At 61.9% G+C, this 26423-nt stretch carries 25 protein-coding genes; 7 read left to right on the top strand and 18 right to left on the bottom strand.

Annotation, left to right across the window (positions count from 1 at the left end):
* Window positions 1-121 precede the first annotated feature (121 nt).
* On the top strand, window positions 122-841 hold the full coding sequence (locus tag M1D97_RS05785) for a 16S rRNA (uracil(1498)-N(3))-methyltransferase (RefSeq protein ID WP_456269781.1): 720 nt from the start codon (window positions 122-124) through the stop codon (window positions 839-841).
* Between the two features lie 37 nt (window positions 842-878).
* On the opposite strand, the gene M1D97_RS05780 is transcribed toward M1D97_RS05785, so the two are convergent.
* Genes M1D97_RS05780 through M1D97_RS05770 form a run of 3 tightly spaced genes read right to left on the bottom strand, consistent with a single transcriptional unit; the run spans window position 879 to window position 4366 of the window.
* Window positions 879-2345: a phosphotransferase gene (locus M1D97_RS05780; protein ID WP_456269780.1), complete on the bottom strand. Its 1467-nt coding sequence runs from the start codon at window positions 2343-2345 to the stop codon at window positions 879-881.
* On the bottom strand, window positions 2342-3553 hold the full coding sequence (locus tag M1D97_RS05775) for an acyl-CoA dehydrogenase family protein (RefSeq protein WP_456269779.1): 1212 nt from the start codon (window positions 3551-3553) through the stop codon (window positions 2342-2344). The genes M1D97_RS05780 and M1D97_RS05775 overlap by 4 nt, the downstream gene beginning before the upstream one ends.
* Window positions 3554-3583: 30 nt before the next feature.
* Complete coding sequence (locus M1D97_RS05770; RefSeq protein ID WP_456269778.1) at window positions 3584-4366, bottom strand: SDR family NAD(P)-dependent oxidoreductase; 783 nt, start codon at window positions 4364-4366, stop codon at window positions 3584-3586.
* 367 nt (window positions 4367-4733) lie between these two features.
* On the opposite strand from M1D97_RS05770, the gene M1D97_RS05765 reads away from it, so the two are divergent.
* Window positions 4734-6389, top strand: coding sequence for an AMP-binding protein (locus M1D97_RS05765; protein ID WP_456269777.1), 1656 nt, complete (start codon window positions 4734-4736; stop codon window positions 6387-6389).
* Between the two features lie 91 nt (window positions 6390-6480).
* Here M1D97_RS05765 and M1D97_RS05760 read toward each other — a convergent pair whose 3' ends face one another.
* The 15 genes from M1D97_RS05760 to M1D97_RS05690 all read right to left on the bottom strand — a co-directional run bounded on the left by M1D97_RS05760 (window position 6481) and on the right by M1D97_RS05690 (window position 20447).
* Window positions 6481-7539 carry a glycosyltransferase family 2 protein gene (locus M1D97_RS05760; protein ID WP_456269776.1) on the bottom strand — a complete coding sequence of 353 codons (1059 nt, stop codon included), beginning with the start codon at window positions 7537-7539 and terminating at the stop codon, window positions 6481-6483.
* Complete coding sequence (locus tag M1D97_RS05755) at window positions 7520-9043, bottom strand: lipopolysaccharide biosynthesis protein (protein ID WP_456269775.1); 1524 nt, start codon at window positions 9041-9043, stop codon at window positions 7520-7522. Before M1D97_RS05755 ends, M1D97_RS05760 begins: the two co-directional genes overlap by 20 nt.
* Window positions 9044-9072: 29 nt before the next feature.
* Entirely contained in the window at window positions 9073-10116 is a 1044-nt protein-coding gene (locus M1D97_RS05750; RefSeq protein ID WP_456269774.1) for an ATP-grasp domain-containing protein, read from the bottom strand.
* Window positions 10117-10161: 45 nt separating this feature from the next.
* On the bottom strand, window positions 10162-10662 hold the full coding sequence (locus M1D97_RS05745) for a GNAT family N-acetyltransferase (protein ID WP_456269773.1): 501 nt from the start codon (window positions 10660-10662) through the stop codon (window positions 10162-10164).
* A complete protein-coding gene (locus M1D97_RS05740) occupies window positions 10659-11744 on the bottom strand; it encodes a DegT/DnrJ/EryC1/StrS family aminotransferase (protein WP_456269772.1) in 1086 nt (361 codons plus the stop codon). The genes M1D97_RS05745 and M1D97_RS05740 overlap by 4 nt, the downstream gene beginning before the upstream one ends.
* Window positions 11741-12610 (bottom strand): glucose-1-phosphate thymidylyltransferase RfbA, encoded by an 870-nt coding sequence (gene rfbA / locus M1D97_RS05735; protein ID WP_456269771.1) that lies wholly within the window; start codon window positions 12608-12610, stop codon window positions 11741-11743. The genes M1D97_RS05740 and rfbA overlap by 4 nt, the downstream gene beginning before the upstream one ends.
* Window positions 12607-13677, bottom strand: coding sequence for a dTDP-glucose 4,6-dehydratase (rfbB, locus tag M1D97_RS05730; RefSeq protein WP_456269770.1), 1071 nt, complete (start codon window positions 13675-13677; stop codon window positions 12607-12609). The genes rfbA and rfbB overlap by 4 nt, the downstream gene beginning before the upstream one ends.
* Before the next feature lie 453 nt (window positions 13678-14130).
* The gene (locus M1D97_RS05725; protein WP_456269769.1) at window positions 14131-14589 is read right to left on the bottom strand and encodes a DUF3429 domain-containing protein; all 459 of its coding nucleotides are present in this window, start codon (window positions 14587-14589) and stop codon (window positions 14131-14133) included.
* Window positions 14590-14652: 63 nt separating this feature from the next.
* Window positions 14653-15093: a monovalent cation/H(+) antiporter subunit G gene (gene mnhG / locus M1D97_RS05720; RefSeq protein ID WP_456269768.1), complete on the bottom strand. Its 441-nt coding sequence runs from the start codon at window positions 15091-15093 to the stop codon at window positions 14653-14655.
* Complete coding sequence (locus M1D97_RS05715; RefSeq protein ID WP_456269767.1) at window positions 15086-15355, bottom strand: monovalent cation/H+ antiporter complex subunit F; 270 nt, start codon at window positions 15353-15355, stop codon at window positions 15086-15088. The genes mnhG and M1D97_RS05715 overlap by 8 nt, the downstream gene beginning before the upstream one ends.
* Window positions 15356-15377: 22 nt before the next feature.
* The gene (locus M1D97_RS05710; RefSeq protein WP_456269766.1) at window positions 15378-15851 is read right to left on the bottom strand and encodes a Na+/H+ antiporter subunit E; all 474 of its coding nucleotides are present in this window, start codon (window positions 15849-15851) and stop codon (window positions 15378-15380) included.
* A complete protein-coding gene (locus tag M1D97_RS05705) occupies window positions 15848-17356 on the bottom strand; it encodes a Na+/H+ antiporter subunit D (RefSeq protein ID WP_456269765.1) in 1509 nt (502 codons plus the stop codon). Before M1D97_RS05705 ends, M1D97_RS05710 begins: the two co-directional genes overlap by 4 nt.
* Complete coding sequence (locus tag M1D97_RS05700; protein ID WP_456269764.1) at window positions 17353-17700, bottom strand: Na+/H+ antiporter subunit C; 348 nt, start codon at window positions 17698-17700, stop codon at window positions 17353-17355. The genes M1D97_RS05705 and M1D97_RS05700 overlap by 4 nt, the downstream gene beginning before the upstream one ends.
* Window positions 17701-17730: 30 nt before the next feature.
* Window positions 17731-18153, bottom strand: a complete 423-nt coding sequence (locus M1D97_RS05695) for a Na+/H+ antiporter subunit B (RefSeq protein ID WP_456270180.1) — start codon at window positions 18151-18153, stop codon at window positions 17731-17733.
* Window positions 18147-20447 carry a putative monovalent cation/H+ antiporter subunit A gene (locus M1D97_RS05690; protein ID WP_456269763.1) on the bottom strand — a complete coding sequence of 767 codons (2301 nt, stop codon included), beginning with the start codon at window positions 20445-20447 and terminating at the stop codon, window positions 18147-18149. Before M1D97_RS05690 ends, M1D97_RS05695 begins: the two co-directional genes overlap by 7 nt.
* Window positions 20448-20998: 551 nt before the next feature.
* Here M1D97_RS05690 and M1D97_RS05685 point away from each other — a divergent pair.
* Genes M1D97_RS05685 through M1D97_RS05665 form a run of 5 tightly spaced genes read left to right on the top strand, consistent with a single transcriptional unit; the run spans window position 20999 to window position 26423 of the window.
* Window positions 20999-23791 (top strand): monovalent cation/H+ antiporter subunit A, encoded by a 2793-nt coding sequence (locus tag M1D97_RS05685; RefSeq protein ID WP_456269762.1) that lies wholly within the window; start codon window positions 20999-21001, stop codon window positions 23789-23791.
* Complete coding sequence (locus M1D97_RS05680) at window positions 23791-24144, top strand: Na+/H+ antiporter subunit C (protein WP_456269761.1); 354 nt, start codon at window positions 23791-23793, stop codon at window positions 24142-24144. Before M1D97_RS05685 ends, M1D97_RS05680 begins: the two co-directional genes overlap by 1 nt.
* Entirely contained in the window at window positions 24141-25676 is a 1536-nt protein-coding gene (locus tag M1D97_RS05675; protein WP_456269760.1) for a monovalent cation/H+ antiporter subunit D, read from the top strand. The genes M1D97_RS05680 and M1D97_RS05675 overlap by 4 nt, the downstream gene beginning before the upstream one ends.
* A complete protein-coding gene (locus M1D97_RS05670) occupies window positions 25669-26157 on the top strand; it encodes a Na+/H+ antiporter subunit E (RefSeq protein WP_456269759.1) in 489 nt (162 codons plus the stop codon). The genes M1D97_RS05675 and M1D97_RS05670 overlap by 8 nt, the downstream gene beginning before the upstream one ends.
* Window positions 26154-26423, top strand: coding sequence for a K+/H+ antiporter subunit F (locus M1D97_RS05665; protein WP_090133492.1), 270 nt, complete (start codon window positions 26154-26156; stop codon window positions 26421-26423). Before M1D97_RS05670 ends, M1D97_RS05665 begins: the two co-directional genes overlap by 4 nt.

Below are 26423 nucleotides of genomic sequence, written 5' to 3'. Positions count from 1 at the left end.
CCGTCTACCCGGGCGCGTGTCGGGCGCATTATGTCAGAAAGCGATCGGGTCGTCCGCCCGGGGAAGCTGCGCTATCATCGCCGCCCCTGTCGATCCGCCCGCTCCGTCTGGAAATGCCACCATGAATCTCCTGCTGCTTACCCGTGACGATCTTGTGCCGCCCGATCGCGCCTGTATCCACGATAGTCGACGCCTGCGCCATCTTCACGAGATACATCGTGCCGCCCCCGGTGAGTCACTGACGATCGGCATGACCAATGAAGGCATCGGCCGTGCCCGCCTGCTCGAGCTGGCCAGCGACCGTGCCGTTTTCGAGATTCTGCATCTTGATGACGCGCCGCCGCCGGCCCTGCCGGTGCATCTGCTGCTGGCACTGCCGCGCCCGCGCATGCTGGCCCGTTCGCTTGAAAACATTGCTACCCTGGGCGTCAAGCGGCTGACGCTTGTGCACACGGCCCGGGTCGAAAAAAGCTACTGGCAGTCACCCGAGCTACAGCCCGAGCGCATCGAGGCGCATCTGCGCCTGGGCCTTGAGCAGGCCCGCGATACAATCCTGCCGGAGGTGGATCGGCAGCCGCGTTTCAAACCCTTCATCGAGGATCAGCTGCCTGACATGCTGTCGGGCCATCGGGCCCTGCTGGCCCATCCCGGCATCGGGGAGGACTGCCCCCGCGGGCTGCCCATGGGCAGCCCCGTGACCCTGGCGATCGGTCCCGAGGGCGGTTTTGTTCCCTATGAAGTGGAGAGACTGCAGTCGCTGGGCTTTGAAGGCATCCATCTGGGGCCGCGCATTCTGCGCGTTGAAACGGCGGTGGTCTCACTGCTTTCAAGACTTTTCTAGCCACCGCCTCGATACGCGCGCCGCCGGCGCCCTCACGTCACTGCTGCTGCGCCGCCCTTGGCTGACTGATGCGCGCCCGCGCCAGTGCGTCTTCCCGGAGCAGATGGCGCAGTGCTTCAAACGCTTCGGGATCATCGCGCTTGCCCCGCTGAATGTCTTCCACCAGCGCACGCGCCCCGGTATACGAGTCCGCGTCGTCCATCGGCTGCGAGAGCTGCTGCGACAGCGTCTCCCGAACCTCGTCCCAGATGGACACGCCCTGATACTGCTGGCGGGCGATGATCGACAGCGCATTGGCCACCATCAGGGCCGAGTGTCGCGCCTCGCCATCCAGCGCCGGAATGACCTCCGACTTGAGCGTTTGGCGTGTAATCTCCATCAGCTCCTGCGCGTCGTTGTTGAGAGCGGACAGGGCCTCCCACGCCCTGGGCAGGGACGTTTCGTCTGCCTCATCACCCGGCCTTTCGGACGACCGGGGCAGACTGTCCGGATCGACGCCATCCTCGACGGGAATCAGGCGCAACAGATCCAGCTCGAGACCGGGCAGCAGGTGGGACGTCAGGGCCAGCTCCAGATCGGGCTGGGCCCCGCTGTCGTGTCGCGCGCCCTGCTCCAGGGCGATGATCGCCCAGCGCAGCGTGGCCAGAATGATCCACCCGTCGAGCTGCTCACGCGCGACCGGCTCGCCGCCGGCACGCTCATAGCCGCGCAGAAACGCCTCGATCGAGCCCAGCCCGCCGGCCTCATGCGGACTACCGAAACGCCAGCAGGGCGCACAGAACCAGCCGATATCGGCCAGCGCCGCGTTGGGCCCGGCGAACTCCCAGTCCAGTACGGCCGCCAGCTGCCCCTCATGAATCAGGAAATTGCCGGTGCGAAAATCGTTGTGCGCCAGCACCACGCCTGATGACGCCGGAGGATGGCGCTCCAGCCAGCGCAGCGCCCAGGCAAGCGTCGGCTGCGGCTCGGCAAGCTGCGCCAGGCGGACCCGGAAATCGCTCAGCTGTCGGGCCACCATGTCGGTGTTTTCCGCCTGACAGGCGGCGTTAGCGGGCAGCGTCAGGGCATGAATGCGCGCCAGCTCCGCCCCCAGCGCTTCCACCAGCGGCTCGAGCGCCCCGTCGCCGGCCCGGGCGACCAGTGTCCGGGGTGAGGCCTCGCCCGCGACATGGCGCATGATCATGAAGGGACGCGCCAGCACGTGTTCGTCCTCACACATCCACAGCGGCTCGGGCACGCGAATGCCGTGGTGCCAGGCGCGCTCGAGCAGTATGAACTCCTCGGCACGGCTGGCACTGATGGCCAGCGGGGCGCGGGCATCGCTGCGCAGGACCCAGCGCTGCTCCCCTTCCATGGGGCCGCCGGTCACGGTGACCTCCAGCAGACGATTGTCCTGTACGGCCCCCCCACCCAGCCGACGCCGGGCGTTGATCACCACGCTGTCGGCGCCGCTCTGCTGTGCCAGCCAGGCGCTCAGGGCCGAATCCGGATCGGCATCACTCATGACTCGGCAACCCCCCACTGCCAGAAATCGTTGCCTTCGCTGCGCAGCATGCGTGCCAGCAGCATCTGATGAACCTCGGTAGCGCCATCAACAATGCGGGCCTGGCGGGCGTAGCGGTAGATCCACTCGAGCACCGTATCCTGCGAATAGCCCTTGGCACCGTGGACCTGAATGGCCAGATCCACGGCCTTGTTGAGCACGTTGGAGACTGCCACCTTGGCCATGCTGATCTCCTTGCGGGCAAAGCTGCCCTGATCGAGCGCCCAGGCCGCCTTCATGACCAGCGTGCGGCCCACCTCGATCTCCATGGCCACCTCGCCCAGCGAGGTCTGGATGCTCTGATTGTCCGCCAGCACGCTGCCGAAGGCCTCACGGGTTTCGACATGACCGAGCGCCTCCTCCATGGCGCGCTGCGCCAGACCCAGCCAGCGCATGCAGTGGGTCAGCCGCGCCGGGGCCAGCCGGGTCTGGGCCACCTTCATGCCCTCGCCCACGCCGAGCAGCACCTGATCGTCGGGAATCTCCAGGCCATCGAAGATCAGCTCGCAGTGGCCGCCGTGCTCCTCGGGCCCCATGATCGGAATGCGACGCTTGATCTCCCAGCCCGGCTGGTCGCGATGAAACAAAAAGACGGTCAGGCCCTTGCGGGCGTCGTCACTGGTGCGGGCCACCAGCATGAAGTGCTCGGCAAGTCCCGCGCCGGTGATGAACCACTTGTGACCGTTGATCACCCAGCGGTCGCCGCGGCGCTCGGCACGGGTCTGCATCATGCCGGCCATGTCGGAACCGGCCCCGGGATGGGGTTCGGTCAGGGCAAAGGCACTGCGGACACGGCCATCAACGATCGGCTGCAGCCAGCGCGTCTTCTGCGCCTCGGTGGCGACCTTTTCGAGCACCATCATGTTGCCGTCATCGGGGGCCACGGCGTTGAAACAGACCGGCCCGAAGATGGAGCGGTTCATGGCCTCGTAGCAGGCGGCCATGCCGACCATGGAGAGCCCCATGCCGCCGCGATACTGCGGCATCTGCGGCGACCAGAGCCCGGCCTCCCTGACCTCGCCGCGCAGCCGCTGCAGATGATGGTCCACGATGTTTTCATGCTCATCGTAATTGGCGCGGTCCTTCTCCAGCGGCATGATGCGCTCATCCACGAAGGCGGCAATGCGCTGACGGTACTGCTCGATGTCCCGGGGAAGTGCGAAATCCATGTGATATCCAGACAGGTAGGAAAAAAGGCGTCAGAGCGAGCTGATCGTGTGGCCGCCATCGACCGTGAGCACACTGCCGGTCATGTAGCTGCCGGCCTCGCTGCACAGCAGCAGCAGCGGACCATCCAGCGACTCGGGCGACCCCAGGCGTCTCTGCGGGATGCGGCGGATCAGCTTCTGGCCCTGCTCGCTCTGGAAAAAGTCATGATTCAGCGGTGTGTCGATATAGCCCGGCGCCAGAGCGTTGACCCGAATGCCGTGACGCGCCCACTCGAGCGCCAGGCTTTTGGTGAGCTGGATCAGTCCGGCCTTGCTGGCGCTGTAGGCGGCCACATGACCGGCCACCCGCAGCCCGAGAATCGAGGCCACATTGACGATTACGCCACCGCGATCACGGGCCTGCATCTCCCGGGCCGCGGCCCGTGACACGCGCATGGCGCCGTTGAGATTGGTATCGACAATATCGGTCCATGCCGTCATGTCGCGAGACATGGCCGGGGCCGTGTCGGTAATACCGGCGTTATTGACCACGATATCCGGCCCCTGGCCCGCCTCGCGAGTCAGCGTCTCGAGCGCGCGATCCACATCGTTGTCATCACGAATGTCCATGGCACACACCCGGACACTGATGCCCTGTTGGCGCAGCTCGGCGGCCCGGGCCTCAAGCGGCTCGAGACGACGCCCGGTCAGCATCAGGGAGGCCCCGGCACTGCCCAGCACCTGACCGAAATGGGCGCCCAGCCCGCTGGCGGCGCCCGTAATCATCGCCACCTGTCCGTCCAGGCGCAGCCGCCCTGCTATATCCGCCGTCATCGCTACTCCAGTATTCATTTTAATAAAATCTGCCCGCGACAATATTTATTTATATTCAATATTCGATATAAACGATGCACAAAGTGGCAGAGTTGATTCAACCATTGCCTTCAAACTACGACGTATCTGTCGATCCGGATGTGCTGTATCGATCATGTTGTTGATACGGGATAAAAAATGACCGCCACACGTTTATATTGTATGTCGGAACCGTCGGCGTCTTCATTTAATTAGTATTCAATCAGAAACATCTTTTATTTAACTGATATTGAATAAATACCGTCATTGGCCGAGCGATTATTACCGGTATTTTTTATTTGATTAATACCCGCCAACAATAAACTGACAATCTCGTGGAGATATGGCATTGAACAACTCCTGCACGGCAGTAGCGGCCTCATCCCCGCCCCGGGGTGACAGCAATCATGTCCCCCTGTCCCCCATCAGTTTTCTCGAACGGGCTGCCCGGGTGCATCCGAACCGGGTGGCCGTTGTCGAAGGAGACGTCACCCACACCTATCGGCAGTTCCATCAGCGCAGCCGCCAGCTCGCCGGCGCCCTGCAGGGCCTGGGCATCGCCCGGGGCGATGTGGTGTCGACGCTTGGCATGAACTCCAGGGCCATGCTGGAGGCGCATTACGGCGTGCCGATGGCCGGCGGTACTCTCAACGCCATCAATGCAAGGCTGGATGGCGCCTCCATCGCCTTTATCATGGCGCATGCCGAAACGCGCGTGCTGATTTTTGACCGCGGCCTGCGCAGCATCGTGGCCGCGGCGCTGGAACGGCTGACCACCCCTGCGCCGCTGCTCATCGAAGTCGAGGATGACAGCCATGAAGCAACCGTTTGGGACCGACCGGCACCCTACGACTATGAGTCGCTGCTGGAAGATGCCACACCATGCGCGCCGCAGCTGCCCGATGACGAGCAGGACTGCATCGCGCTCAACTATACCTCCGGCACCACGGGCAATCCCAAGGGCGTGATCTACAGCCACCGGGGCGCCTATCTCAACGCGCTGTCCAATACGCTGACGCTGAAGATGGATGACCGCACGGTCTATCTCTGGACGCTGCCCATGTTCCACTGCAACGGCTGGACCCATACCTGGGCCGTCACGGCGGCCGGCGGCACGCACGTCTGCATGCGTCGGGTGGAACCGGCCCGGGTGCTGGACAGAATCCATGCCAGCGGCGTGACCCATATGGCGGCCGCGCCCATCATCATGACCATGCTGCTCGATCGCCCCGAGGCCGACGATCCGCTGCCCCGCCCGGTGACACTGGCCACGGGCGGCGCCCCGCCCAATGCCGCCACCATTGCCCGAATGAGCGCGCTGGGCTTTGACGTGCTGCATCTGTACGGCATGACCGAAACCTACGGACCCTCGCTGGTGTGTCAGTTTCAGCCGGAGTGGTCGTCACTGACCGTCGAGGCGCGCGCGCGCCTTCAGATCCGCCAGGGCGTGGGCACCCTGGCCATTGAAGAGGTGGCCCTGAAGGACCCGGTCACTCACGAGGACGTGCCTGCCGACGGTTGTTCGCTGGGCCATCTCATGCTGCGCGGCAACACGGTCATGCAGGGCTATAACAAAAACCCCGACGCCACGCGGGAAGCCATGGGACGGGGCTGGCTCGATACCGGCGATATCGCCGTCATGCACGAGGATGGCTACATCGAGATTCGCGACCGTGCCAAGGACATCATCATCTCGGGAGGCGAATCGATCTCGTCGATCGAGATCGAGGAGATCATGATGAACCACCCCGCCATCCGTGAAGTGGCCGTGATCGCAAGGCCCCACGAGTTCTGGGGCGAGACGCCGCACGCCTTCGTGGTACCGATCAGCGAGACCGACACGCCGGATGAAGCCGAGCTGCTGGGCTGGTGTCGTGATCACATGGCCCATTTCAAGATACCGCGGCATGTCACGTTCCAGACGTCACTGCCCCGGACATCGACCGGCAAGCTGCAGAAATATGCGCTGCGCGAGCAGCAGAAAGCACGGATGGCGATCGCCTGAATGCCCCCGGCAGCGCCCTGCCCCCACCGGGTCGGGGCGCTATCCGCAGAGCGTTTTCTGCCGGATCAGAGGTTCAACAGACCGGCGCTGGTCAGCCGGCGCGCCGACGCCGCTGATACCAGTAGCGCAGCGCCATCAGCCGGCGCGCCAGTCGAGGGGTGCGACGCAGCAGAAACAGCCATCGCTGCGGGGTCGAGATGGCCTGATGATGCATGCTGGCCGCGATGGCATCGCGAAAGCCGCGATAGCGACCCGCCTGAAGATACGCCACCGAGGCGTAGTACCAGCGCCGCGCCAGAGCCAGCGTAATGGCCGGGGTATGAGAGGTATCCAGCATGGCCGCCAGATGCGCCAGGCACTCGGCGTGACGGGCCATGGCCTCCTGATGACGCGTGTAGCGCCGGTCATCCTCCAGCTGATGCTGTTCCTGTGACCACGAGCCCTGCGCCCGGGTACGATAGACCGCCATGACATCGGGCAGATAGAGCGCGCCGGCCGGCTCGGCCGCCAGCACCTGAAGGTAAAAGTCGCCGACCGGCGCCGTGGCATAAAACCATTCGGGAAGGCGTTCCACCACGCTTCGATGCAGCATCAGCGAGGGGGACGGACAGTAGTCGCCGGTATGAACCAGCAGCTCGTTGAGGGTCACTACGCGCTCATGGTTGCGGCTGTCCTGCGTCTCGACATGCAGGACGTCACGGTCGGGACCGCGACGGATCACGTTGTGATAGCTGATCGCAATGTCCGGCCGGGCCTGCATGGCGCGGTACTGACGGGCCAGCTTTTGCCCGTCGCACCAGAAATCATCGCCTTCACACAGCGCCAGATACTCTGCCCGGGCAAATCCTGCCGCCAGCGGCATGATGCGATGGCCCTTCTGGTACTGGTTTTCCTCACGCAGTACGGCCCGGATGACCCGCGGATAGCGATCCGCGTACTCCCTGACAATGTCTGCCGTGCCATCGGTCGAGGCATCATCATGAATGATGATTTCAAAGCAGAAATCCGTTTGCTGGCACAAAAACCCCTCGATGGCGTCGCGGATATAGCCGGCCTGGTTAAAGGTCGTGCATATGACGCTGACCTCGGGGCTGGCCGACTCGGCGGGCCACTGTCGGACCAGCCTCTCTTCAGTGGGTAGCGCGGGCATGCTTTCTCTCCTGCAGACGGCGAATGATCATCTCCCTGCCTGCCGACGAGACCACGGCATTGACCAGCAAAATGGCGATGCCCATGGCCATCAGACTGACAAATATCCAGGGGCGGGACAGCGTCCACAGGGACAGCCCCAGCCACTGGTAGAACAGCAGCATCAGGGCCGTGGCGATGGCACAGGGCAGAATGTCCCGGGTCATCCACTGGCGATGGATCCCCGGCGCAAACCGTGAATGGACAATGGGCGTCCAGAGCAGAAACGAAAGCATACGAAAGGCGCACCAGGCCACGGCCACCCCGATCGCCTGCCACTGCCAGGCCGCCACCACGACCACCGGCACCACGATCAGCACCGATATCGTGTTGTAGATGACATGCATCCGCAGCTGTCCGTGGGCGTACTGGAGATAGTACTGAAAGGCGCCGATCGCGAGCAGGCCATTGCCCAGCGCGTACCAGAGCAGAATGGGCGCCCCCCACCGAGCGGCTTCCATGTTGCCGGTCCAGGCATACAGGAGCTGGCCGCCGTACAGGGCCACCATGCCGGCCACCGGCAGCAGCGTGGCGGCAATGAACTGGGAAGCGTGACGGTAAAGGCGCAGCATCTGCGCCTCATCCCGGCCGGTCAAAAGCGACGTCATGCGCGGCATCAGGGCACGACTGATCGGCATGGTCAGGGTCATGATCGCGTTGGCCACCACCACGACCAGGGTGAAATAGCCATATTCCGACAGCGGCAGAAAGGACGACAGCAACAGCTTGTCCAGCTGCGTCATCAGAATCCAGATACCGGCCGTGTAGGCCACACCCCCGGCAAAGGGCAGCACCGGGCGCACCACCGCCCATGAAAACCCCTGCCACAGTTCGCGCCCGCCCAGCAGGCGATAAAACATGACGCCCAGCACCACCAGCTCCAGAAGCGCAATGGCGATCTGGTATTCGAAATAGGCGCTGGGCTGTGTGCTGACAAACTGCAGGATCAGCAGTACCCCGATAAACTTGAAGGTGGCGATCACGACGTTGGCCACGTTCAGCGACACCTGACGCTCCAGCCCCTGGATACCGCTGCGATACAGGGATGCCAGCCAGCGCATGCCGATCATGATCCCCATCAGCGCGATGCACCAGGCCACCTCATCGTGTGACAGCGTCTCGACCTCGAGCCAGTGCGTGGCGATCCAGTCCCTGCCCAGCGTGATCGACAGCATCACCACCACCGCCATCCCCAGAAACACGATCTCGAGACTTCGCACCAGCCCCCGCAGCAGCTGCCACTGCTCGCCCTGATGCGTGGCAGCCCTGGCCGTTTCACGGGCCAGGGTGGGTGACATGCCCATGTCGAGCAGATTGAGCCAGGCCTGCAGGACGATGAAAAACCCGACCAGACCATAGGCTTCCTCGCCCATCCAGGCCAGATAGAAGGGATAAACCACAATACCGATCAGCGTGGTGTAGAGCTGACCGGCGTAGTTGGCAAGCGCGTTGGCCTTGACCGACACGACATACTCCTGTCAAACGAAACCGTGGGTCATGTGGCTCGAGCGTTTCGAACCGAATCCGGCGCCTGCATGGGCACCAGCGCCTTGAGACCGAAGATGCCGACACGTGCCACGGCAGGCGTCGGAGGTCGACCGCCTGCCAGTTGTATCAGCATTTCAGGATAGTTGGCGCCTGCCAGGTGCGAAAAGGGATAGCCACCGCCGAAACGGGCATTGAATTCGATCACGGCCAGACGCTCACCGCTGACCATGACATCAACATCCAGATTGCCCACGTGGCCGAGCTGACGCCCGAGCCGCTCGCCCAGCCGCATCAGCGCCGGCATGTCCACGACCTCGGCCACATCGGTCTCCCCCGAGCGCATGCGGACCTTGCGCTTGACGGTGGTGATCACATGATGGCGCTCGAAATCATTGAAGATATCGAGGCCATACTCCTGTCCCGACACGCCCTCCTGGATCAGGACATCGCCGCGGCCATCCTTTTCGAGGACGCTGTCCTCCATCATCGTGAGGTAGCTGCGGGCAACGGCGCGGCGCGTATGCTCGTAAAAAAAGCGCAACTCCTGGGCATCCCGGGCGGTCTGCACCCCGATGGAGCCCATGCCCCAGCGCGGTTTCACAAACAGCGGCCAGCGTGCGTCACCGGCCTCGACAGCGGCCAGCGCCGACGACAGCGAGGCCCAGGTACGCGGCCCCTCGAAGCCATGCTCCTGCAGAAAGACCTGGGTGCGCCACTTGTCGTTGGCAATATCCACTACCGCCTCGTTGGAGACAGCGACCCGAATGCCGCGCTCGGCAAACCGCTCCCGGGCAGCGCTGAGAAACGGCAGATCGATATCAAACAGCGAGACTACCAGCTCGACACTTTCCTTCTCGGCAATATCGAGCAGCGCCTCGATGTAGTCCGCATTGTTGACGGGCGGCACCTCGTAGGCGCGATCGGCACGCCACATGCCATCGGTCATGGGGTCGCTGTTGGCCGCGATGACACGCCCCTGTCCGGCGAGCGCCTCGCGAAAGTAGTCCACCAGATAGCCGCGTCGGCCAACGCAGGACAGCAGTACGTTCATGAATTCTCCCTGGACGAGTCGCCGCCCCTGCTGCGGGGCGAGAGATCAGTGGGCATCGTCGGGCCGATTGCCGAGTGCCATGGTCAGCTGCAGCGACTCGACGCCCCACTCGTTGGTTTCCACCCGCTCGATGACAAACCCCATCTCTTCATAGAAGGCCAGAATTTTGCCGCGATGCCACGTTCTGGCCCGCAGATCAAACATGCCGGCCTGTCGACAGGACTCGATGCCCATCGACAACAGCGGCCGGGCAAGGCCGCTGCCGCGATAATCCGGCAGGATGCCGAAGAAGGTCGCATAGGCCTGATAATGGTCACGGTCGTTGGCATAGCAGGCGATGGCCGCGACGACCCTGTCGCCATCCAGCACGTAATCGACCTCGGCCAGACGCAGCAGCTTGTCGACGTAGTCCGGCAGGTGATGCTGCTGTGACAGGGGCGGTTCGAACTCCTTGTCGACCTGCTCGACAAGGCGTAAAAACGCATCAGGCGACAGCGCACGATCGCGATGGCGATGAAAGGCGAGCTCGGAGGTGTCGTGGCTCATGCGGTCTCCAGTAACAGGGCATCTTCGAGATGGCGCATGACCTGCTCGGCATCCTCACCGGTCATGGCTGTAAAATTGGGCAGGCAGAGCACCCGCGAGGCGATATCTTCTGCCACCGGCATATCGGGCGCAACGCCGTTCAGGACATCGACACGATTCAGTGCCGGATGGAAGTAGCGACGCGGATGGACTTCCCGCTCGGCCATATACGCCACCACCCTTGCCAGCTGCGCCTCGCTGCGCAGCATGATGGGATAGTAGGCATGGTTGATGGCTGCGCCGGGCACCAGCGTCGGACGCGATACCGGCAGGCCGCGCTGATCGATCCAGCGGTCATAGACCCCGGCAATATCGGCACGACGATCCAGAATGTGATCAAGCCAGGGCCACAGCGCCATTCCCATGGCCGCATGCGCCTCCGACCCCTTGGCATTGATGCCGGCGCCGCCGGTCTGGCCGAAGGCCCGCAGGGACGCGATGCGCTCGCTGGTGTCGGCATCGCGGGTAAACAGCGCCCCGCCCTCGATGGTATGAAAGAGCTTGGTGGCATGGAAACTGGTGATGCTGATGTCACCGTAATCCAGCAGGCTGCGCCCCAGATGATTCGATCCGAAGGCGTGCGCGCCGTCATAGATGACCTTCAGGTCATGGCGCCGGGCGATCGCCTCGATGGCTTCCACATCACAGGGATGGCCATAGATGTGGGTGGCCAGAATGGCGGAGGTCGCGGGCGTGATCGCCGCCTCGATACGCGCCGGGTCCAGCGTCAGTGTCTGCGACTCGATATCGACAAACACCGGCGCCAGCCCTTCCCACAGCAGTGCGTTCAGGGTGGCCACGAAGGAAAACGGCGTCGTGATGACCTCCCCTTCGAGCGCCAGCGCCTTGAAGGCCAGCTGCAGCGCCAGCGTGCCGTTGCCGACAAAGTGGCAGTGCTCGATTGCCAGAAACGCCTGCAGATGCTGCTCGAAGGACTGTACGAGCGGCCCGTGGTTGGTCAGCCACTGTCGGGCGAACATGTCGTTGATATAGCGCTGGTAATCCGCCTCGGGGGGCAGAAAGGGGCGCGTAAAGGGAATCATGGCGCCTCCAGCAGCGAGATCAGGTACTGGCCGTAACCGTTTTTCTCCAGGGCATGGCCCTGCGCCATCAGGGCGTCATCATCGATCCAGCCGTTGCGCCAGGCGATCTCCTCCAGACAGGCCACCTTGTAGCCCTGACGCTTTTCGATGGTCTCGACGAACTGGGCGGCTTCCAGCAGGCTTTCATGGGTGCCGGTATCAAGCCAGGCAAAGCCGCGGCCCAGCAGCTCGACGTTGAGATCACCCCGAGCCAGATAGGCCTGATTGACGCTGGTAATCTCGAGCTCCCCGCGATCAGAGGGCTGAACGTCACGGGCAATATCCACCACGTCGCTGTCGTAGAAATAGAGACCGGTCACGGCGTAGCGCGATTTCGGCTGTTTCGGTTTCTCCTCCAGCGACAGCACGCGATGATCGCTGTCGAACTCCACGACACCAAAGCGCTCCGGGTCGCGCACCTGATAGCCAAAGATCGTGGCACCGGTACTGCGCTCGACCGCACGCTTGAGCCGCGGGACAACCCCGTGGCCGTAGAAGATGTTGTCGCCCAGAATCAGACAGACATTGTCGTTGCCGATAAACGACGCGCCGATGAGAAACGCCTGCGCCAGCCCGTCGGGGCTGGGCTGGGCGGCGTATTCGATCGAGATGCCAAAGCGAGCGCCATCGCCCAGCAGGCGCTGGAACAGACACTGCTCATCGGGCGTGGTAATGATCAGCACTTCCCGGATGCCGGCCAGCATCAGTATCGACAGCGGGTAGTAGATCATCGGCTTGTCGTGGATGGGCAGCAGCTGCTTTGAAACGCCAAGCGTCAGCGGATACAGCCGTGTGCCGCTGCCGCCGGCCAGAATGATGCCCTTCATGCCGTGGCTCCCAGTCCCTGACGCTGGCGGGTCTGTTCGCTCTCGACGCCCCGACACCAGTCACCGTGCGCCAGAAACCACTGAACGGTCTTTTCGATGCCGCTTTCGAAGCTCTCCTGCGGGCGCCAGCCAAGCTCGCGCTCGATGTGCGAGGCATCGATGGCATAGCGCCGGTCATGCCCGGGGCGATCCGTGACATGGGTGATGAGATCGTGAAAGCGATTCACGCCCTCGGGACGTGGCACCTCCAGACGCTCGAGCACATCGCAGATGGTGGTGACCACATCGATATTGCGGCGCTCTTCATGGCCGCCGATGTTATAACTGCTGCCGATCACCCCCCGACGCATGACCAGGTGAAGCGCCCGGGCGTGATCTTCGACAAACAGCCAGTCCCGGATCTGATGGCCCTCCCCGTACACCGGAATGCTACGCCCCTGAAGGGCATTGAGGATCACCAGCGGAATCAGCTTCTCCGGAAAATGCCACGGCCCGTAGTTGTTCGAGCAGTTCGTGATCAACGTCGGCAGCCCATAGGTACGCTGCCAGGCACGTACCAGATGGTCGGCGCTGGCCTTGCTGGCGGCATACGGCGAACTGGGCGCGTAGGGAGAGGTTTCACTGAAGGGCGTGGCGTCCGGAGCCAGATCGCCGAACACCTCATCCGTGGAGACATGGTGAAAGCGAAACCGCGCGCGCTGCTCGCCTTCAAGGCGCTCATACCAGCTGCGCGCGGCTTCCAGCAGATTGAACACCCCAACGATGTTGGTGTCGACAAAGACGGCCGGGCCGTCGATGGAGCGGTCCACGTGGGTCTCGGCGGCCAGATGGACCACAACATCCGGCTGGTGGTCCGAAAACAGCCGATCCAGCGCCGGGCGGTCGCGGATATCCACCTGCTCCAGACAGTAGCGAGGGTTCTGGTCGATGTCCTGCAGCGTGGCGGTGTGGCCGGCGTAGGTGAGGCAGTCGACGTTAATGACGCGACAGGTGTCGCTGGCGATCAGATGGCGTATCAGCGCCGAGCCGATAAAGCCGGCGCCTCCGGTAACGATGATTGTCTGCATGGTTCTCGATCCCTTGATCTCGTTTACCCGTCTTCGGTGATCTATCGCGAGGACCTGGTCGGAGAAATAATTGTCCCGGGCCGCCAGCCTGCCGGGCGACTTTTTTATATTGTTTTAATATTAATTAAAACGAATATCAGGCTGGCGCCAATCATATAATCATGAACGAGAATGGACGAATGAAACACGCGCTATTGTGCCGAAACAGCCATGATTGACGGCCCTTTAAAATCAACAATAAAGAGTGTCATTCAATAACAATAAAAGAATGGGTTATTATAGGAAATACCGTACAAAAGAATGTCTTCGGCGATCACACGAAGACGTTTTGATGACTCTGAAGCTGCCAAACATTGTGGCAGTATTAAACCCGCTGAAATGGTTTAAGTTAAAAAAAAGCGGCCTGGCCGCTTTTTTATTCGCCCCCGGGGGCATGAACTCGATATTGAACGGTCATGCCAGCGTCAATAACAGCAGAATGGAAAGATGCGCCACGACCACCACTACCGTCAGCAGCGTACGCAGCGAGGTATACCAGGCCGGCAGACGCTCGGCGCTGTCGGCCTGCGCCTCATAAAGACGGATTAACAAAAACCCTGTCATCAGGGCCAGCAGGGCAAACTGCGGGTTGAGCATGAGGGCCGGCCAGGCGAGAAGCGACGGTGCCATGGCCACCACCATGCGAGCGCTGAAGTGATGGCTGCCCTCGTGATCGAGGCTCATCGCCACGCCCCAGTGGACCCCGCCCAGAAACGAGAGAATGATCGCGCTGTAATAGAGAAAGGCCTGAAGTGCGACGGCCTGCCAGCCGGGCACTGACAGCAAAACGACAGCGGCAAGCCCCACAAAGGGGATCAGCCCGGCGATGCCCAAAAGCCAGGGCAGCGTTGCAACCTTTTTTCCAGACGACATGACGGGATCAGTATTCATGAAATGGTGGCGATAGCATAGCAATGCCCGGCGTTTGACGATATGTCAGGGCCGGGTGTCGGAATCGCCCTTGCCACCTTCACTGTTGCCGCCCTGATAATCGTCGGCGTCTGCCCCCCTTGTCGTTTTTTTCCGGCCGCTGTGCAGGCGATGGCTCAACGGGTTGTAGTTGGGCCGCAGCTCATCCTTGATGGTCCCCTTCCATAGATCGATGCCGACAAAATAACCGGCCCGGCCAATGGCATGCGCTGCCACCGGGGCTGTCATCAGAACGAAAAAGGTAATGGCGATCGTCCGGGCGAACACGACCTCTTCCAGAAAATGCAGCGCCACTGCCGCCATCAGCAGCATGACACCCAGCGATGCTCCCTTGGTGGACGCATGCATGCGGGTCAACAGATCCGGCAGTCGTGCGATCCCCAGTGCCGCGATCAGCATGAAAAGGGACCCTACCAGCAGCAGGAAGCCCTGGAGCAGTTCAATCATCGCGGCGTCCTCCACGTTCCAGAAAGCGGGCAAACCCGACGGTCGCCAGAAAGGACATCAGGGCCACGACAATGGCGACATCCAGAAAGCTGGTCTCATCGCTTTGTACGGCATGGGTGCCGATAATCCCCACGATGATCATCGACATGAGCTCCAGCGCCACAACCCGATCCGGCAGGCTGGGGCCGATCACCAGGCGCACAAAGCAGAGCACCATGGAGAGGGCCAGGATGGCAAAACTCAAATGGATCAGTATCTGCATGCGTCCCTCGTCATGTTCTTGATCATCGCAGCACCGCCAGTGCACGCCGTTCCATCTCCTGAAGATCCTTTCTCAGCGCCTGCTCGTCATCCAGGAACATGGCGTGAATGAACAGCACCTGACGGTCATCGGAGATATCCAGACTCAGCGTCCCCGGCGTCAGTGAAATCAGATTGGCCACGAACGCAATTTCGAGTTCGGTTCTGGCTTCCAGGTCAAAGGCGATGACCCCGGGCTTCATGTGCCAGGGCGGCGTCAGCACGTCGAAGGCGACCTTGAAATTGGCCATGAACAGCTCGCGCAGGAAATAGAAGACGAACGAGATCATCTTTGGCAGTCGAGTGCCATAGCCCTTCAGACCGGGAAGCTGGTTCTGCAGCAGCAAAATGACCAGATAGCCGAACGCCAGACCGGTCAGCATACCGCCCATGCTGAAATCGCCGCTCAGCGCAATCCAGGCCGCCGCCAGCAACAGATTGGTTAAAAGGCCCGTCATGGCTGCTCTCCCAGTACGGCATCGATATAGGCCTGCGGATCAAGAAGCTGCGCTGCAGACGCTTCTGCCACGTCGTAAAGAAGCTGACCGTTGAGACCGATGAAGACCGTACAGGCCGCCAGCCCCACGATCGGCAGAATCATCAGCCAGAGATGGCGTGTGGCCACCGGCCCCGGCCCTCTGGTGTCGTCGTCCTCATCGGGCGCCTTTTTCCAGAACACCTCGGCCCAGATCTTGGTCATTGAATAGAGCGTCAAGAGTCCGACCAGCAGCGCAATCACCGTGATGCCGATATGCCCGGCCTCGATACTGGCGCGAATCAGCACGAACTTGGCAAAGAATCCGGACAGGGGCGGCACACCGGCCAGCGACAGCGCCGGGATCAAGAAAAGCACTCCCAGCAGCGGCCACGCCTTGTAGACGCCGCCCAGCTTCTTGAGGTCATGCGTGCCCTTCAATCGATAGACGACGCCGCTGACCAGAAACAGATTGGTCTTCACGATAATGTGGTGAAGGATGTAGAACACCCCGCCTACCAGCGCCAGCGGCGTAAACAGCGCCAGCCCCATCATCATGTAGCCGATCTGGCTGACAATGTGGAAGGAGAGGATACGGCGAAACTCGAACTGCGCCGCCGCACCCAGTACGCCGGTCAGCATGGTCAACCCGGCGCCCCACAGCAGGATTTCGTGGGTGTAATCCACCGACTGATTGAAGATCAGGGTAAAGACACGAAACAGTGCATAGACCCCTACCTTGGTCAACAGGCCTGCAAACAGCGCCGATACCGCCACCGGCGGTGTGTGATAGGCCGCCGGCAGCCAGAAGAACAGCGGAAAGGCCGCCGCCTTGATGCCGAAGGAGACCATGAACATGACCGCCACCACATCAACCAGCGTATTGTCCTCGACCAGGGCCACACGGCGGGCGATATCGGCCATGTTGAGCGTGCCCAGCATGCCGTAGAGCAGCCCGATGGCACTGAGAAAGATCACCGAGGAGAGCAGGTTGAGCGTTACGTACTTGATGGCGCCTTCCATCTGGGCCCGCTCGCCGCCCAGAATCAACAGCGCAAAGGACGCCAGCAGCATCACCTCGAACCAGACATACAGGTTGAAGATGTCGCCGGTCAGGAAGGCGCCCGAGACCCCGGCCAGCAGCAGGTGCAGCAGCGGATAGTAGCCAAAGGTTTCATGACCGCGGCCGATGGTCGGCAGTGAGAAAAGAGCCACCGCAAAGCCGATAATCCCGGTCAGCACCACCATGATGGCGCTCAATAGATCCGCCACCAGGGTGATGCCGAAGGGCGCGGCCCAGCCGCCGACGTTCATGACCACATGCCCCTGCGCCTGCACGCTGGCAAAGAGCCAGATACTGACGGCCAGCAGGGCCGCCGTGCCGGCAACACCGATCACTCGCTGCATCATGCGCGAGCGCCAGAATGCCATCGACAGCGCACCCGCTGTCAGAGGGATAAATATGGGGAGGGCTACTTCCGGGCTCACGTGTCGGTATCCTTCATCTGATCCATATCATCGACCCTGACAATCTGATAGGCACGGCGAATCAGTACCACGGCGAACGACAGCACGCCGAAGGCGATCACGATCGCGGTCAGCACCAGCGCCTGCGGCAACGGATCGGCCACGACATCGCCCAGTGGATCCCCGTTCATGGGGATCAGCGGCGGCGCATCGCGCGTCATGCCGGCGACAGTAAAGATCAGCAGATTGGCCGCGTTTGAAATCAGGATCAGTCCGATCACCAGCTTGACGATCGAGCGCCGCAGCATCATGTAAATGGCAGCGGCGTAGATCACGCCGATGACCACCGCCATTATGGGTTCCATACAGCGCCCTCCCTAGCTGGTACGCGCGTGTCATGCCTCATCCTTGTCGACCTCCGTCAGCGTGATGACTGCCGTCAGTACCGATCCCAGAACGACCAGGTAAACGCCGATATCAAAGATCAGCGGCGTGGAAAGCTTCATGCCCAGCACATCCCACCACTGCGCGGTGAGAAAGGGCTCTCCCTGCCACCAGGCCGGCAAGGCCGACCCTACCCCCAGTAACAGCCCGATACCGATGCAGTCGCGCGGGTCAACGCGCAGCAGACGCCGGGTGGCCTCCGGGCCGTTGACGAACTGATGCAGCGCAAAGGCACCTGCCACGACCAGCCCGGCGATGAAGCCGCCACCGGGCTCATCGTGGCCACGCAGCAGTAGAAAAAGAGAGAACAGAATCTGTAGCGGCACCAGGGTCTGTGCGGCTACTGTCAGAATCAGGGTACCCGTTTTCATGATGCCTTCTTCTCTTTTGCCTGCAGTCTGAGCATGGCCAGTACACCGATGGCCGCCAGGGACAGCACAAAGATTTCACCCAGCGTATCGAGCGCTCGAAAATCAACCAGGATGACGTTGACGATGTTGTGGCCATGGCCCAGCGGTTCGCTGTTTTCGATCATGTATTCGGAAATCGAGGTAAAAAGATCCTGAGAGAGGATGGTCAGGATCAAAAGCGTCATGAGCACGCCCGTGCTGACCGATACCAGCATGTCGCGAACGCGGTCCATGGGCGTCGACAGGCTTGAAAACTGCGGCATGCGAAAGAGCACCAGAATCAGCAGGATCACGGTCAGGGTTTCGATCAGAAGCTGCGTAATGGCCAGATCCGGCGCACTGAACAGCAAAAAGATCAGCGCGATACCAAAGCCCATGACGCCCGCGGCAGCCACGGCCGCCAGACGCGAGCGCATCAGGCAGGCCACGACCGCACTGGCAGCCGTCACCAGCGCCACGACCACCTCCTGCAACCGCACATCCAGCTCGAGATCGAATACCGGGCCGTGACGCACCAGCAGCGTATAGCCGGTCAGCCCCATGAAACTGACCAGGGTCAGGATCAGATAGTTGCGCATATAGCCGCTCTGCAGCAGACGGGTCTGCCACTCGGCCACACGTACCAGCCAATCCATCAGCTTCCAGTAACCGGCTTCCGGCCCGCGATCGAGCACCGGGCTGAAGCGATGGATAACGCCTCGCACGCCCGCCCAGCGCCAGCACACCAGAAGACCGACACAGAGACTGAACATCGACATCATCAGCGCCGTGTTGATGCCGTGCCAGAGATACAGATCGCTCACCACTGCTGTTCCCATGACCGCGCTGGCAGCAGCATTCAGGAGGCCATCGCCGGCAAGCGAGGGCATGACACCCAGTACCAGTGACAGCCCGGCCAGCACACAGGGCCCGGCCAGCATGGACAGCGGCGCTTCATGCGGCGTCTTTGGCGTGGTCCTGAGTGCACCGAAAAAGGGGCGCAGGGCCACGATGCCGGCGGCCGCCACGACCAGTACCGAAGCCAGCAGGCTCATGCCGATCAAAAAGCCGGTAAAGCGCGAAGCATCCAGCACCGCTTCAAACATCAGCTCCTTGGCCACAAAGCCGAACAGTGGAATGATCCCGCCCAGCGACATGGCCGCCACGAAGGCACACAGGGCCGTGACCGGCATGGCGCGTCGCAGCCCGCCCATCTCCTCGATGTCCTTGGTGCCCGTTTCGTGATCGAGCGCCCCGGCCACCATGAACAGGGCGCCCTTGTAGAGGGAGTGGGCCGTCAGGAAGGTCACAAAGGCGATCATGGCCGCCTCGCCACCAATGCCCAGCAGCATGGTCAGCGTCCCCAGTGCCATGATGGTGGAATAGGCCAGTACCTTCTTGATGCCCGTGAAGCGGATCGCCAGGAAAGCGCCCACGACCATGGTGATCGCGCCGACCACGCAGAGAATGGTCATCCAGGCCTCGGTGCCCCCCAGGCCGGGCTGAAGCCGCGCCATCAGATAGATGCCGGCCTTGACCATGGTGGCCGAGTGCAGATAGGCCGACACCGGCGTGGGCGCGGCCATGGCATTGGGCAGCCAGAAATGGAACGGAAACTGGGCCGATTTGGTAAAGGCGCCGCCCAGAAGACACAGCAGCATCGGCAGATAGAGCGCGTGCTCGCGAAGCGCCTCGCCATCGCTGAGCAGCGTCTGAAGCGACCAGCTGCCGCCCACCACGTTGAGCAGTATCAGCCCGCTGAGAAGTGCCAGCCCACCGGTAAAGGTGACCAGCAGCCCCTGCAGGGCAGACTTGCGGGCCGCCGCATCCTCATGGTTGAAGCCGATCAGCATGTAGGAGGTAATGCTGGTCAGTTCCCAGAAGACAAACAGCGTCATCAGACCATCGGCCATGACCACGCCGAGCATGGAGGACATGAATGACAAAATCAGCACATAGAAACGAGCGATCTGCGGATGACCATGGAGATAGCCGCTGGCATAGATAATGATCAGCGCCCCGATGCCGCTGATCAGCAAACCGAACAGCAGCGACAGGCCATCCAGCCAGAAGCTCAGGCTCAGTCCCAGACTGGGCGCCCAGGCCTGCTCGAAAAGAATACCGCCCGACTGCAGCACTTCCGGCGCCAGCGAGACCAGCCAGAGGGCAACAGCCGCAGGATAGAGCGCCAGGAGGGTCCCGGTGCGGCCACCGCACCAGCGGGATATAACAGGCACAAGGAGGGCCAGTACAAATCCGGTCAACACGGCAATCTGCATGATGCGCTTTCTCTCCTTGCGTTACCCGATGTCACGACCTGTTCGTCCCGAACGGCGGTGTCACACCGTTCAACATCCACGCCCATTTATGGAAGAAGACAGCAAATCGGGATCGATATGCTATGGTAGGTTCGCATTACAGCGGCAATGGCGTGCTTTTTTCAATCATATAACCTTAAGATCAAGGTTTGACAGCGAAAAGCGCCCCCCACATGGGACATGGGGTATTGCCAGCGCGGCATCTGCAGGGGAGAATCGCCTAACTGCTTGATGTCATTGCATGACACAACATTCTGCGACGCTTCAATAACAAGGGCCGCCCCCTTACGGGAAACGGCTCCCGCTCCATGGCGGGTTTGTGTTCAAGACCTCTGGCCGGCCCTGCAAGGAATCAACTGACACGTGCTGCACTGCGGGATTTGCTCGCTGTGTCGTCTATTCATGATGCTCGCCATCCGAAACGTTTCAGCGTCTGCGCTGGCGTTCATCGGCCACCGTGGCATGTCGAATAGTCAGTACACTGGAAGCCATTCATCAGGAAACAAGCATTCATGACCCTGCCCTGGATCCCTCTGCTGACCTTTCTGGGCGTTTTCGTCCCGGCGCTTGCCATTCGCGGCGGCAGAACCGTCTGTGCCCTGGCGACCGCCATTGCACCGGCCGTCGCACTTGGCCTGGTCGTGTTTTTCTACCTGGGGCATGACGGCGAAGAGGTCATGCGCACCTCGCTGCAATGGCTCCCCGCACTGGGACTCGAACTGGCCTTTCGACTGGACGGCCTGTCGCTGCTCTTTTTGCTGCTGATTCTCGGCATCGGGCTGCTGATCATCCTCTATACCCGCTACTACCTGTCCGAGCAGGACTCGATGTCGCGGTTCTATGCCTTTTTGATGCTGTTCATGACCGCCATGGTCGGCATTGTCACCTCGGACAACCTGCTGCTGCTGTGGGGCTTCTGGGAGTTGACCAGCATCTCCTCGTTTTTGCTGATCAGCTTCTGGTCACACGAAACGACAGCGCGCAAGGGCGCCCGCATGGCGATGACGGTGACCGGCGCCGGCGGCCTGGCGCTGCTGGCCGGCATCCTCCTGATCGGCAGGGTTACGGGCACCTACGACATGGGCGTGGTGCTTGAAAGCCATGACCTCATCACCGCCAGCCCGCTCTACCCGGCCATTATCGTGCTGGTGCTGCTGGGCGCCTTTACCAAATCGGCCCAGTTTCCGTTCCATTTCTGGCTGCCGCATGCCATGGCCGCGCCCACGCCGGTGTCGGCCTATCTGCACTCGGCCACCATGGTCAAGGCCGGCATCTTTTTGATGCTGCGCCTGCACCCGGCGCTGTCGAACACCGAGCTCTGGACGGTCATGGTGACCCTGACCGGTCTGGTCACGCTGGTCTACGGGGCGTGGTTCGCCTTTTTGAAAACCGATCTCAAGGGCATTCTGGCCTTTTCGACCATCAGTCATCTGGGACTGGTCACCTCGCTGCTCGGCCTTGGCAATTCGCAGGCGCTGATTGCCGCCCTGTTCCACATCATCAACCACGCCCTGTTCAAGGCGTCGCTGTTCATGGCGGCCGGCATTGTCGATCACGAAACCGGCACCCGCGATGTACGAAAGCTCGGCGGTCTTTACAGACTCATGCCTGTCACGACGGTGATCACCTGTATCGCCACTGCTTCGATGGCCGGCCTGCCGCCCTTCAACGGCTTTATCTCCAAGGAGATGTTCTTCACCGAAGCGCTGGCCTCACGCCAGTTTGGCGGTCTGGCCTGGATTGTTCCCCTGCTGGCGGGCCTGGGCGGTCTGCTGTCGGTGGCGTACTCCCTGCGTCTGGCTTATGCCACCTTCTTTCGGCGGCCGCGCCAGGAGCCACCCAAAACGCCGCATGAGCCGCCCTGGCCGATGCGTTTCCCGGTCGAGCTGCTGGTGGCCCTGTGCATCATCGTGGGACTGGTCCCCACCCTGCCCCAGTCACCGATTCTCGAGGATGCCGTGCGCGCCACGGTGTCCGGCGAGATGCCCGAATTTCATCTGGCGCTCTGGCACGGCATCAACCCTGCCCTGCTGCTGAGCATGGCCGTGATTGTCGGCGGTGTCGTACTGCATCAGCTGCATCGCCACATGATGCACTTCAACCGTCAGTTCAGGCCGCAGGATGCCCGCTACATTTTCGAAGCCTTCACTCAGCGTCTGGTAAGACTGTGTCAGCGTGTGATTGATCGCATGGAGAACGGCTCGCTGCAGCGCTACATGTTCCTTCTAATGGCCGTCTCCGTTCTGGCCATGGGGCTGGGACTGGCGGATCTGGACGTCCTGACCGGCAGCCTCGGCCAGCAGGCGCTGGACCCGATCGTAGTACTGGGCGCTGCGCTTTTGATCATGGGCGGGGTGCTGACGGCCGCGCTGCATCGCTACCGCCTGATTTCGCTGTTGATGCTTTCCGTGGTGGGGCTGGTCGTGGCATTGACCTTTGCCCGCTTCTCGGCACCCGATCTGGCCCTGACGCAGCTGTCGGTGGAAGTCGTGACCATGATCCTTCTGATGCTGGCGCTGTTTTTCCTGCCGCAGAAAACGCCCAAGGAGTCCGGGGGAGCCCGTGTGGTGCGCGATGTGCTGATTGCCATGGGCTTTGGTGGCGCAGTGGCGAGTCTCAATTTCGCCGTTCTGACGCGTGATCTCGACAGCATTTCGCAATTTTTCATCGATCAGAGCGTGCCGGGCGGCGGCGGCCACAACGTGGTCAACGTCATCCTGGTGGACTTTCGTGGCTTCGATACCCTGGGTGAAATTACGGTACTGGCCATTGCCGGGCTTGCCATCTTCAAGCTGTTGAATCGGCTGCGCCTGTTCATGCCATCCACCGACATGGAAGGCCGCCTGTGGTCCGATGATCGTCATCCCACGCTTTTGATGGTGGTCTCCCAGACCCTGCTGCCGCTGGCTCTGCTGGTGTCGTTCTTTATCTTTTTCCGCGGTCACAATCAGCCGGGGGGTGGCTTCATCGCCGGTCTGATCACGGCGGTGGCCCTGATCCTTTTGTACATGTCACGCGGCGTCGAGTGGGCGCAGCAGCGACTGGACTTCCAGTTCCAGCCCATTGCCATCGCCGGCGTGGCCCTGTCCACCGTGACCGGGCTGTGCAGCTGGCTGTTTGGCTATCCGTTTTTGACCTCGACCTTTGATCATTTCCACCTGCCCCTGATCGGTGATATCGAGCTGGCCAGTGCACTGATCTTTGATGGCGGCATCTATCTGGCAGTCGTTGGCGCCACGCTCATGATTCTGGCCAATCTGGGCAAGCTCACCACCACCCATCGACCCAACAAGGACACGCCCTGATGGAAGCGCTCTACGCCATCACCACCGGTATCCTGACGGCCAGCGGCGTCTATCTGACCCTGCGCGGACGCACCTTTCCGGTCGTCGTCGGACTGACGCTGCTCTCCTACGCCGTCAATCTGTTCCTGTTCTCCATGGGCGGTTTGACCACGCACGGTGCGGCGCTGGTCGGCACCAACGACAGCTACGCCGATCCGCTGCCACAGGCGCTGGTCCTGACGGCCATCGTCATCGGCTTTGCCATGACGGCCTTCGCCATCATTCTGGCGATGCGCGCCCGCGGCGATCTGGGCAGCGACAGCGTCGATGGCAGCCGGACCGACCGTGACGACCCGCGGGAGAACAAGGCGTGATGCAGCATCTGCCCATCCTCCCGGTTCTGCTGCCCCTGGTGGTAGCGATTATCCTGCTGCGAAAGCGTGAAGGGGTTGACCCGGTCAGGCGCACCATTTCCATCACGGCCACCTCGCTGCTGGTGCTCGTCGGTGTCTGGCTGGTCGGTCAGGTCGCCGGTGGCGACACGCTGGTCTATCGGCTGGGCAACTGGCAGGCGCCCTATGGCATCGTGCTGGTGGCCGATCGTCTGTCGTCCATGATGGTCCTTCTGACCGCCCTGCTGGCGCTGGGCAGCGTGATCCACGCCAGCGGTGGCGAGGACAACCAGGGGTCCAACTTCCACGGGCTATTCCATCTGCAGCTCATGGGCATCAACGGCGCCTTTTTGACCGGCGACCTGTTCAACCTGTTCGTCTTTTTCGAGGTGCTGCTGCTGGCCTCCTATGCGCTGTTGATGCATGGCGGCGGCAAGTCGCGCGTCCAGGCCGGCGTACACTATGTGGTGCTCAACCTGGCCGGGTCGTCCCTGTTTCTGATCGGGCTGGGCGTTCTGTACGGCAGCATCGGCACGCTCAACATGGCCGACATGGCCGAGCGCATCGGCCAGCTGCCGCCGGACCGACAGGGTCTCGTACGGGCGGGCGCCCTGCTGCTGCTGGTGGTGTTCGGTCTCAAGGCCGCCATTTTGCCACTCTATTTCTGGCTGCCACGCGCCTACAGTTCGGCGCCGGCACCGATCGCCGCGCTGTTTTCCATCATGACCAAGGTCGGCATTTACGCCATCCTGCGAGTGTTCACCCTGATCTTCGGGGAGCAGGCCGGTAGCCTCTCGAATCTGGCCCAGCCCTGGCTGTGGTGGGGCGGGCTGGCCACGCTGGCCCTGGCCATGATCGCCGTGCTGGCAGCGCGTGACCTGCGCATGCAGATTGCCTACTTCATGCTGATCTCGATCGGCACCCTGCTGTGCGGGCTGGGCATGGAGAGCACGGCATCACGAGGCGCCATGCTGTTCTACCTGCTGCATACCACGCTGATCAACGGCGGGCTTTTCCTGCTGGCCGATCTGATTGCCGACCAGCGCGGCAAGGTCGGTACCCGTATCGTGCGCAGCCGTAAATTCAGATACGCCACGCTGTTCAGCGCCCTCTACATGGTCGGCGCCATGGCCTCGGCGGGGCTGCCGCCCATGTCAGGGGCGCTGGCCAAGGCGTGGCTGATGTCCACCGCCACGCTGTCGGAAGGGCTGTGGCTGTGGCCCCTGCTGCTACTCTCCGGACTTGCAGGCGTGATCGCGACCTCGCGTGCCGGCTCGACCATTTTCTGGCGCCACAACAACGGCGACAAGGGCAGCGAGCGCCTCTCCCGCGGCAAGCTGACCGGAACAGTGCTGCTGCTCTCGGCCGCGCCGCTGCTGGTTGTGCTGGCAGGGCCCATCGGCGGCTACACCCGGGCCACGGCCGAACAGGTTGCCGACACCGGACAGTACCGCAGCGCGGTGCTGGGTGATGTGCCTTCAGCTGCGTCAGGAGCGTCTGCCGATCATGATTAAACGCTGTCTCCCCCGACCCATCCTGTCGCTGATCCTGACACTGGTCTGGATCATGCTCTCCGATGTCATCAACTATGGCTCGGTGATCATGGGCGCCATTCTGGGCATCGCCATCCCCCTGATGACCCAGCGCTTCTGGGATGCCCAGCCGGTGGTCAAAAAACCGCTGCTGCTGGTGCGATATACCCTGCGCGTTCTGCTGGATATTCTGCTGGCCAACCTGGAAGTGGCCTGGCTGATTGCCCGTCCGTGGCGCCGCCCTCGGCCGGCCTTTGTCGAATATCCCCTGACACTGAAGCGCGATTTCAGCATTACGCTGCTGGCCAGTACCATCAGCCTGACACCGGGCACCATTTCGGCCAACCTGCGACTCGACGGACGCAGCCTGTTGATTCATGTGCTGGATACCGACGACGAGCAGTCCATCATCGACGAGATCTATCACCGTTACGAGCGACCGCTCATGGAGATTTACGAATGATCGGTATTGCGCTGTGGATCAGCTTTTTCCTGGTCGCCATGGCCATCGTGCTCAATGCCTATCGACTGCTGGTGGGGCCTTCCCTGCCGGATCGCATCATCGCGCTCGACACCATGTACGTGAACAGCATCGCCCTGATCATTTTGTACACGATCTGGCTCAGCACACGGGTCTATTTCGAGGGCGCCCTGCTGATCGCCATGCTGGGATTCATCAGCACCGTGGCGGTATGCAAGTATCTATTGCGCGGCGACATTATCGAATAG

This window comes from Kushneria sp. AK178 (assembly GCF_053903105.1).
Note: the sequence above shows the minus strand (reverse complement) of the source record. Positions and strands in the feature narration are given on the sequence as shown.

Coding starts and splice junctions, on each gene's coding strand:
- M1D97_RS05785 (WP_456269781.1), top strand. CDS start 122: ATGAATCTCCTGCTGCTTACCCGTGACGATCTTGTGCCGCCCGATCGC.
- M1D97_RS05780 (WP_456269780.1), bottom strand. CDS start 2,345: ATGAGTGATGCCGATCCGGATTCGGCCCTGAGCGCCTGGCTGGCACAG.
- M1D97_RS05775 (WP_456269779.1), bottom strand. CDS start 3,553: ATGGATTTCGCACTTCCCCGGGACATCGAGCAGTACCGTCAGCGCATT.
- M1D97_RS05770 (WP_456269778.1), bottom strand. CDS start 4,366: ATGACGGCGGATATAGCAGGGCGGCTGCGCCTGGACGGACAGGTGGCG.
- M1D97_RS05760 (WP_456269776.1), bottom strand. CDS start 7,539: ATGCCCGCGCTACCCACTGAAGAGAGGCTGGTCCGACAGTGGCCCGCC.
- M1D97_RS05750 (WP_456269774.1), bottom strand. CDS start 10,116: ATGAACGTACTGCTGTCCTGCGTTGGCCGACGCGGCTATCTGGTGGAC.
- M1D97_RS05745 (WP_456269773.1), bottom strand. CDS start 10,662: ATGAGCCACGACACCTCCGAGCTCGCCTTTCATCGCCATCGCGATCGT.
- M1D97_RS05740 (WP_456269772.1), bottom strand. CDS start 11,744: ATGATTCCCTTTACGCGCCCCTTTCTGCCCCCCGAGGCGGATTACCAG.
- rfbA (WP_456269771.1), bottom strand. CDS start 12,610: ATGAAGGGCATCATTCTGGCCGGCGGCAGCGGCACACGGCTGTATCCG.
- rfbB (WP_456269770.1), bottom strand. CDS start 13,677: ATGCAGACAATCATCGTTACCGGAGGCGCCGGCTTTATCGGCTCGGCG.
- M1D97_RS05725 (WP_456269769.1), bottom strand. CDS start 14,589: ATGTCGTCTGGAAAAAAGGTTGCAACGCTGCCCTGGCTTTTGGGCATC.
- mnhG (WP_456269768.1), bottom strand. CDS start 15,093: ATGATTGAACTGCTCCAGGGCTTCCTGCTGCTGGTAGGGTCCCTTTTC.
- M1D97_RS05715 (WP_456269767.1), bottom strand. CDS start 15,355: ATGCAGATACTGATCCATTTGAGTTTTGCCATCCTGGCCCTCTCCATG.
- M1D97_RS05710 (WP_456269766.1), bottom strand. CDS start 15,851: ATGACGGGCCTTTTAACCAATCTGTTGCTGGCGGCGGCCTGGATTGCG.
- M1D97_RS05700 (WP_456269764.1), bottom strand. CDS start 17,700: ATGGAACCCATAATGGCGGTGGTCATCGGCGTGATCTACGCCGCTGCC.
- M1D97_RS05690 (WP_456269763.1), bottom strand. CDS start 20,447: ATGCAGATTGCCGTGTTGACCGGATTTGTACTGGCCCTCCTTGTGCCT.
- M1D97_RS05685 (WP_456269762.1), top strand. CDS start 20,999: ATGACCCTGCCCTGGATCCCTCTGCTGACCTTTCTGGGCGTTTTCGTC.
- M1D97_RS05680 (WP_456269761.1), top strand. CDS start 23,791: ATGGAAGCGCTCTACGCCATCACCACCGGTATCCTGACGGCCAGCGGC.
- M1D97_RS05670 (WP_456269759.1), top strand. CDS start 25,669: ATGATTAAACGCTGTCTCCCCCGACCCATCCTGTCGCTGATCCTGACA.
- M1D97_RS05665 (WP_090133492.1), top strand. CDS start 26,154: ATGATCGGTATTGCGCTGTGGATCAGCTTTTTCCTGGTCGCCATGGCC.